We start from the raw sequence: 7,763 nt of genomic DNA, 5'->3' as shown, positions 1-7,763 counted from the left end.
TCCGTCATGCGGCAGTTCCCGTACCGCACGGAAGCCGGACTCGAAGGAGGAGGCGGAGAAACGCTTGGTTGATGATGCCGTGTTTCGATATACACCAAAGAAAGGAGCAAGAACTGCTTGTGTAACCGCACTGGTCAAGGCGATACAATCCCCTGACTGCCTGTGGGGTTCCATTGCCAAGTACTACGGCGAACAGATGAAAATACCCTGTGGGCATTGCACCCAGTGCCGACGAAAGAAAAATATCGCCTAGCAGAAAAGCTCCCGGTCATCATCAAACCGGGAGCTTTTTATATTGACTTAGATCCGCCGCATCACAGCAGAAATGAGTTCAGTTTTTTATGGGATGTAGGCTTCTTGCCGTCCGTGCTGCGCGACCACGTCTTTACCGTCTGCGCTTCCAGGAACTGCACCAGTGGGATCAAGTCCTCCTGCTCATCGTAGGATTGCAGCGCGTCATAATAGGCGCGGCGATCCTCCTCATAGACGATGGTGGGGGGATAGTCGTTGATCATCAACCAGTAGTTCAGCAGCGTCCGCCCCACACGCCCGTTCCCGTCAGGCGATACCACATTGAGACCCCGCAAGAAAACGATAGTTAATTTCCACTCTTTGCTTACGATCTTTGCCGGTTCCCTCTGCCTGATATACATAAATACTATCAATCAGCTCCACCAGCATAGAACGGTTCAGTTCTGTTACTGTTTCATACTTACGAATTGTTTCCAAAAATTGATTGGTACTCTGTGTTTTCTTTTCTTCCGCTCTGATTTTAGTTCTTAATTCGTCTCTTTTTTGAGCAAGTTCTTTCTGCTCACTTTCATAAGCTGAGGACATCTTTTCAAAGCGTTCATCAGAAATCTTACCGAGTGCATTCTGCTCAAAGAGCTTCATAATCACACTATCAATTTCTGCAATCCGTTTTTCTGCTACTTCCAAGTCTTTCTCGAACTGTTTGATTTTCTTACTGCCGCCTTTTTCGCTCAATTCGTGCATTTCCTGTATAAACTGATCTCCTAAGGCTTCCATATTCTTAATATGCTTTTGAATATCACTCATAACAATCTGTTGCAACGCCTCATAAGAAATGGCATGGGTTGTACAAAGATTGCTATTCCTTACATAAGTTCTGCAGCGAAAGCGAGGCTCCCTTCCATTTGGATTAGAAAACGCCATGTTGCGACCACAATCCGGGCATTTCACAAGACCCACAAATATATTAGGACGTCCTGTTTTATTCGGCTGTTTTTTTACACTGATGAATTTCTGCACCAGTTCAAAGGTTTCTTCATCAATGATCGCTTCGTGGGTGTTCCGTACTATGATCCATTCTTCTTTCGGAACTGCAACCGGCTTCTTATTCTTAAATGATTTGGTCTGTGTCTTATGAGAAACCATATGTCCCAGGTACACTTGATTCTCCAAAATCATCTTCACATTCTTTGCTACCCAATCCGTTGGAAACTTAAATCCTGTACTTGTTTCCAGAGTGCCGTTCTTCATTGCCCTGTATGCTCTCGGAATCAGAACACCATCCTCGCACAAGGTTCTCGCAATCTGATGAACGCTGTTGCCCTGTTTCGATAATTCAAAAACTCGTTTGACAATACTTTGAAAACTGGCAATATGGAAAGAATAATCAGTTCCAACAGGCCAATACATTCAATCAAAAAGAGCTGCTTTACTGTGTTTTGTTCTTTTCTTCTGAATCTTTCCCTTATATGCGTAATCAACATCAGAATTGGTACAATAATGCTGATTGCAGACCATATTTTGATTACCAGTTCAAATTCTCCGTTAAAGTAGTAAGACAGGGTTCTAATATTATAAAAGGTAATCAGCAGATAAAGGACAAAATTTACTGGAAAGAGTTTGTATATCCATTTGTGGGGGGTTCCCAATATATCATTTTTTCGATCTGCATTTAGCATATCAATTATCTTTATTTTTCGTATCGTGCGAACTTGAGATAAACCAACTGTCGCAAAACATATGCAGAAAAATAGAATCGTCAAAATGATTGTATCTGGAAAAAGCATAAATGAAAATTCAAATGGTTTATGATACATTTGAAGCAGCATAGCAGTAATGAATTGAGAAAACACACCACCTAATCCTATCCCCACAATAAGCGAAAAAATTCCCATTATTAGTGATTCTACAAAGAAAAGTCGAGCTATCGTTGATTGCTCCATTCCAATAATACTCTGAATTGCAAATTCTCTTTTTCGCCGTTGTATCATAAAGTGGTTTACATACTGCATAAGGAACATCAGCAATACGGTAATCAATAGAATCGCATATTTTATTCCATCACCTAATATATCTAAATTAAATTCTGCTCCTATATTCGGATCATAATAATTGCTGGAAATGGAAAGAAAAGCATAAAACATAGATATACACGCCGTCAGAGTGACAATATATATCAAATAGTCTTTTGTAGATTTCTTTACATTTTCAAGTGCTAATTTAGCGTACATCATTCACGCCCCCTCCCATCATGGTAAGGACATCCAAGATTTTTTCAAAGAAAACCCTACGAGAATCACTGCCTTTGAGAATTTCCGTGAAGATCGCACCATCTCTTAAAAAGAGAATACGATTGGCATAGCTTGCCGAGAAAGCGTCGTGTGTTACCATCAGGATTGTGGCGTCAAGGCTTTCGTTAATACTCTGGATTGTGGAGAGCAAGGCCTGTGACGAGTGACTGTCTAACGCGCCGGTAGGTTCGTCCGCCAAGATCAGCTTAGGCTGGTTGATAATAGCTCTGGCACAGGCACACCGCTGTTTCTGGCCGCCGGACACCTGATAGGGGTATTTATCCAGAATATCCGTGATATTCAGCTTTCCGGCCATTTCCCGCACCCGCCCATCAATCTCGCCTGCGGGAACCTTGTTGATAGTCAGTGCCAAGGCAATGTTTTCCGAGATTGTCAGAGTGTCCAGCAGGTTAAAATCCTGAAATACAAATCCAAGATTCTCCCGACGAAACCGGGCAATCTGTTTTTCGTTGATTTCCGTCACATCGGTTCCGTCCAGATAGATATGTCCCGCACTGACGGTATCAATGGTGGAAATACAGTTGAGCAGGGTAGTCTTGCCGGAACCGGATGCTCCCATGATTCCTACAAATTCTCCCTCCTGAACGGAAAAGCTAATGTCCTGAATTGCTTTTGTAACATTCCCGCCATTTCCGTAATATTTTTGGATATGATCCAGTTTCAAAATTTCTTTCATTGTTATCACCTCTGATCTCTATTGTAGAATAAGAGTGGCTTCGTTTGTATCAAGTTTTCTTACAAAGTTCTAACAAAAATGTAAGAAGTGCAGGACCGCAATCAGCCCTGCACTTCATGGATCAGACAGTTGATGTGAAACGCCAGGGAAATGGCGGTTCCTTGTTCCGATGATTCTGCCGCAATGCCAATGCCCAGCTTTTCACAGAGCCGTTTGCATAGGTACAGGCCAATGCCTGTGGACTGCTGGATCATACGACCATTCTGACCGGTAAATCCCTTTTCAAAGATACGGGGCAGATCGGACGCAGCAATCCCGATTCCATTGTCCTCCACGACAAGAATAACCTGATCTTGCCGTTTATGAGTAGAAATGCGGAGAACCGGTTGTTCCGTACGATACTTGACCGCATTGGCAATCAGTTGGTTCAGAATAAAGCGCACCCACTTTTCATCTGAATAAACCGTGTCCTGCATTTCCTCCACTTCCAGACGCATACCACCTTGGAGCAGCAGATATTTATTATCTGCAATCGCCTGATGCACCACTTGGGACAGTGCCATTTCCCGGACAGAATAATCTTTCTCTGTATGCTCACTGCGGGCGTAATAAAGAGCTTGTTCGGTAAAGCGGTTGGTCTTTTCCAGTTCCAGCAGAAGTTCCTTTGTCCAGTCCGTCCGGTGGTTTTCACATAGGAGTTTCATGGCAGTAATGGGCGTTTTGATTTCGTGAATCCATTGCTCAATGTATTCTTTGTACTCCAGGCGTTCCCGCTCGACTTCTCCAATCTGTTCCAACATGGATTTTCCAGCCATTTTCAAAAGCTGATAGTAAACCTGATCCTCGGCCTGTTCCGGCAGCTCCATCACTTCGGAAATAAGGTATCTTTCGGAAAGCTGCTCCGCCATATCCAGAAGTTTTTTCATCTGCCGCTTCCGTTTCCAGTAAGTGAGGACAAGTCCCGTCAGCAAAATCAATGCCCATACAATCAGGATCAATACTACTGCGGAAACCGAATTGCCGCACACCAGCAAAAATACAGTGAGTGCAGCCATACAAACAAGGTTCGTCAGCAAAAATGGAAGCCTGTTTTTCCAATATCGTCTGCTGTTCATATCGTGTACCCCTGTCGGTGCTTTGTCTTGATAAAATCCGTCAGGCCGATGCCCGCCAGTTTCTCCCGGATGCGGTTGATATTGACGCTCAAAGCATTGTCATCCACATATAGCTGATTATCCCATAAATATTCAATCATATCTCCACGAGAACAGATTTTTCCTCCGTTCTTGAACAGGTAATAGAGAATTTTCAATTCGTTCTTGGTAAGTTCTACGCTCTGTCCATTATAGTCCAGACTGCTGGATTCCAGATGCAGCACCGCATCTCCATAGACGATCTGTTCCCTTTGCTGTGTGGGATAGACTTTTTTCAACAGAGAAGCAATTTTCGCAAGCAGGATCGCTGTATTATAGGGCTTCGTGATAAAAGCGTCTCCGCCCAGCATAATGCTGTTCAGCTCGTCCATATCCGTGTTGCAGCTTGTCACAAAGATGATCGGCACTTCGGAAAAGGTACGAATTTTAGAGCATAAAGCAAAACCATTCTCTCCGGGTAACTTAATGTCCAACAAAATCAGATGTGGCTTTTCATCCTGAATCTGTTCTGTCACAGCAGAAAAATTCCTTACTCCAAGCGTTGTATATCCATTTCCATTCAATAAAGTTTGTAATTCTCCCTGTATCACAGGATCATCTTCAATTATCATAATTTTAGATCGTTTCATGCTTTCTGCACCTTCTTTGTTTTGTCCGGCCATCAATCGGCTTTTCTGCAGTTTTGGGAATCAGCCAAATACCGGCCATCTTTACTGCTCCAGAAATACGTTCACCAGCACAATAATAATTTACCCTACGAGGCGTCACACCCCATTTTTCGGCGGCCTCTTTTAATGTCATATATTCCATATCGCACCTCCATAGAATCTATTATAGTTCTTTAGCTCGAACAATACAACCTTCAATATTAAGCGTTTGGAAGTGGATGTTAATTAAAACCACAAGAAAATCTCGTGGCTTTAGCTTACAAATGTTCAAATTTATAGCCGATTCCGGCGACACTCTCAATATAGTTTGGAAGATCCGGTTCAAAGCGCAATTTCTTACGCAACTTACTTATATGATTATGAATCGCTTTTCTCGAATAGAAATCACAATCCTCTTTCCAAACCAAATCGGTAATCAGTTCGTAAGTAAAAACACGTTTGGGATTGGCAATGAGTAATGCCAGTATATCAAACTCCTTACTTGTCAGGTTGATAATCCGTTCACGAACCCTGACAGTACGGTGTTCCAGGCATAGATAAAGCTCGCCTTCTTGTATTTCTGTCAGAGGATTTTTCTCTGCTGTGGAAGAAGTGTGACAGGAATTGAATACTGTTCCATGACAGACTCCTTGCTCCAAAATATATTGCATTAGAGCATTCTTTTGTTCCTCGTTAAGAAGCAGAAATAACTTTTCGCCAATCTGTTTGCCGGATTCTTCTATATCAAAAACAGCTAATGTCCCATCACATCATCACCTCCATAAAATTTTTCAATTACTCCACAAAGAACAAAACCTGCCGGATCAGCTCCGGGATATTGACCGGGGCGGTGATATAGTCGTTCACGCCCTCATGCCGGTATTCATATTCCGTGGCAGGGTCGTTGTTCTCGGTGAGGATAAAGAACGGCAGAAGCCGGACAGGGGGATTCTTCATTTGGAACATCCCCGTCACCCGCCGTAGCGTATGAAACAGCTCCATTGCTGTGCCGTCCGGCAGTTCCAGATCGCACAAGATCAGTTCTATTTCCTTATCCTCAAAAATCCGGCGCTTGGCTTCCCAAATCGAGGAAACCAGAATCAGGTCAAAGCCCTTTTGTAGCATAGCAGCCCGCAGCACTTCGGCGCTGGTATCTTCTGCATAGACAAAGAGCAGCTTGTGAAAAGTCGGGGCCTTTTCGCCGGATAACTGCCGGTAGGCGTATTCCACCAGCTTATCTTGTAGTAGCAGTCCTTTCATTTTGTCCATGCACAGCGTCGCGCCCCGGCGCATAGCTTCCTGTTCGTAGTCGTCCTTGTCATGACAGGACGCCAGAATAAAAGGCAGCTCCTTGTCTGCGGCCCGCACCTCGTCCAGAAAGTCCATGCCGGAACCGTCCGGCAGGTCGAGATCACAGCAGACCACCAGCGGCATTTCCTCTTGGATGGCGGCCCGCGCTTCTTTCAGCGTACAAGCCGTTTTCACCGGGTAGCCCCGGTGCTGTAAGTATTTTTGCAGACACCATGTATAGGTGTCGCTGTCGTCGATCAGCAGTATCTTTTTCATGTGTCCTCACCCCAATATTGATTTACCACAAGCATAAACTACAAATGTTACACAAATGTCCGAGGTGCCTTTGATTTCGACAGAAAAACAGGCTGAATTGTTACAACGCTCGGACATTTCAAAAATTTTTTGAGAAATGGCGAAAAAAGCGGGGCAGCACACGCCGCCCCGCCGATCCCATACGGTTATTCCATCGCCCGCATTTGTTCAATCAGGGATTGCTTTTTCTGTCTGCGGATTGTCCATACAGACAAGATCAGTTCCATTCCGAACAATACCAGAATGAACAGTCCCATTTCCAAAACCGGGAATTTGTAAGGCACTACATTTCCGGCAAAAGCTCCTATACTCATTTTTCTGCAAGCAAAGATGGAAGCCGGAAGCCCAACGATCAGCGTTGCCAATATTGCAAAGGACGCATAGCATAGCCCCTCGCAAATATTCATTTTGCATAACTGCTTTTGGGTCAGGCCGATGGAGCGCAGAATACTGTTTTCCTGCTTTCGAGCGATCTGGTTAGAGAGTGTTGTGTTAATCAGGTTGATAACGCCAAAGAGGAATACCAGCCATGAAAGTATCTCCATACTGCCAAACGCAAGGGAATTTGTCATTTCTTCATATTCAATCACTGTATTGATTTCATCTAAAGCAATATTGCTATGGCTGGCAACAATATTTTTCAATTCAGCCCCTACATAGTCCGTTTTTTTCGGGTCATTCACAATGCTCCATGAATAATCAAAAGAGGTGATTTCCGGGTGCAGTTCGTGGAACAACGCTTCTGGTGCAAAAATAGTTGCCCCATCGACATGCATTTTTCCATGTCCTGAATATACCTTGCCTGAATTATACAATCCCGATATGGTAACAGAAATAGGTGATTGCCCCTCTCCAAAATAAAAGTCAACGGTTGAACCAACCACAATATTTTCATTTTGACTTAGTACATCATAATAATCAAGTAAAATGCTGTGGGAATCTTTTGGCATGGTTCCCTCCATTAAAGCAGCTTCAACTGCTGCATAATTTTGGTCGGTCAGCATATCACACATACCAACGGTTTGGTAAATGTCCGTCTTTATGGTTGCATGGAGAGTGTGTCTGCTTGGAATTATATCTGTAACGCCATCAATAGATAAGATTTCCTGCTTTAATT

The 7,763-nt window shown here is 43.6% G+C and carries 11 protein-coding genes; 1 reads left to right on the top strand and 10 read right to left on the bottom strand.

Going from position 1 to position 7,763, the window contains the following annotated elements:
• The coding region (locus QZ135_RS23990; protein ID WP_294615528.1) for a hypothetical protein at positions 1–253 on the top strand (253 nt) is incomplete at its 5' end.
• 61 nt (positions 254–314) lie between these two features.
• On the opposite strand, the gene QZ135_RS23985 is transcribed toward QZ135_RS23990, so the two are convergent.
• The 10 genes from QZ135_RS23985 to QZ135_RS23940 all read right to left on the bottom strand — a co-directional run.
• The gene (locus tag QZ135_RS23985) at positions 315–515 is read right to left on the bottom strand and encodes a hypothetical protein (protein WP_294615526.1); all 201 of its coding nucleotides are present in this window, start codon (positions 513–515) and stop codon (positions 315–317) included.
• A gap of 43 nt (positions 516–558) precedes the next feature.
• Positions 559–1,557 (bottom strand): recombinase family protein, encoded by a 999-nt coding sequence (locus QZ135_RS23980; protein WP_294615530.1) that lies wholly within the window; start codon positions 1,555–1,557, stop codon positions 559–561.
• The gene (locus QZ135_RS23975) at positions 1,524–2,486 is read right to left on the bottom strand and encodes an ABC transporter permease (protein WP_294615524.1); all 963 of its coding nucleotides are present in this window, start codon (positions 2,484–2,486) and stop codon (positions 1,524–1,526) included. The genes QZ135_RS23980 and QZ135_RS23975 overlap by 34 nt, the downstream gene beginning before the upstream one ends.
• Positions 2,473–3,240 (bottom strand): ABC transporter ATP-binding protein, encoded by a 768-nt coding sequence (locus QZ135_RS23970; protein ID WP_002578903.1) that lies wholly within the window; start codon positions 3,238–3,240, stop codon positions 2,473–2,475. The genes QZ135_RS23975 and QZ135_RS23970 overlap by 14 nt, the downstream gene beginning before the upstream one ends.
• A 101-nt stretch (positions 3,241–3,341) precedes the next feature.
• Positions 3,342–4,355: a sensor histidine kinase gene (locus QZ135_RS23965; protein WP_117995240.1), complete on the bottom strand. Its 1,014-nt coding sequence runs from the start codon at positions 4,353–4,355 to the stop codon at positions 3,342–3,344.
• Positions 4,352–5,023 (bottom strand): response regulator transcription factor, encoded by a 672-nt coding sequence (locus QZ135_RS23960; RefSeq protein WP_365979401.1) that lies wholly within the window; start codon positions 5,021–5,023, stop codon positions 4,352–4,354. The genes QZ135_RS23965 and QZ135_RS23960 overlap by 4 nt, the downstream gene beginning before the upstream one ends.
• Positions 5,010–5,204 carry a helix-turn-helix domain-containing protein gene (locus QZ135_RS23955; protein ID WP_118651038.1) on the bottom strand — a complete coding sequence of 65 codons (195 nt, stop codon included), beginning with the start codon at positions 5,202–5,204 and terminating at the stop codon, positions 5,010–5,012. Before QZ135_RS23955 ends, QZ135_RS23960 begins: the two co-directional genes overlap by 14 nt.
• A gap of 115 nt (positions 5,205–5,319) precedes the next feature.
• Positions 5,320–5,712, bottom strand: a complete 393-nt coding sequence (locus tag QZ135_RS23950; protein ID WP_055158478.1) for a winged helix-turn-helix domain-containing protein — start codon at positions 5,710–5,712, stop codon at positions 5,320–5,322.
• Positions 5,713–5,836: 124 nt separating this feature from the next.
• Positions 5,837–6,607 carry a response regulator gene (locus QZ135_RS23945; protein ID WP_294615512.1) on the bottom strand — a complete coding sequence of 257 codons (771 nt, stop codon included), beginning with the start codon at positions 6,605–6,607 and terminating at the stop codon, positions 5,837–5,839.
• A gap of 185 nt (positions 6,608–6,792) precedes the next feature.
• Positions 6,793–7,763, bottom strand: a 971-nt coding sequence (locus QZ135_RS23940; RefSeq protein ID WP_294615510.1) for an ABC transporter permease, incomplete at its 5' end; no start/stop codon positions are given.

The sequence above is a fragment of the uncultured Bacteroides sp. genome (assembly GCF_905207245.1).
Lineage (GTDB): Bacteria > Bacteroidota > Bacteroidia > Bacteroidales > Bacteroidaceae > Bacteroides.
This window is presented reverse-complemented; position numbering and strand designations above follow the sequence as displayed.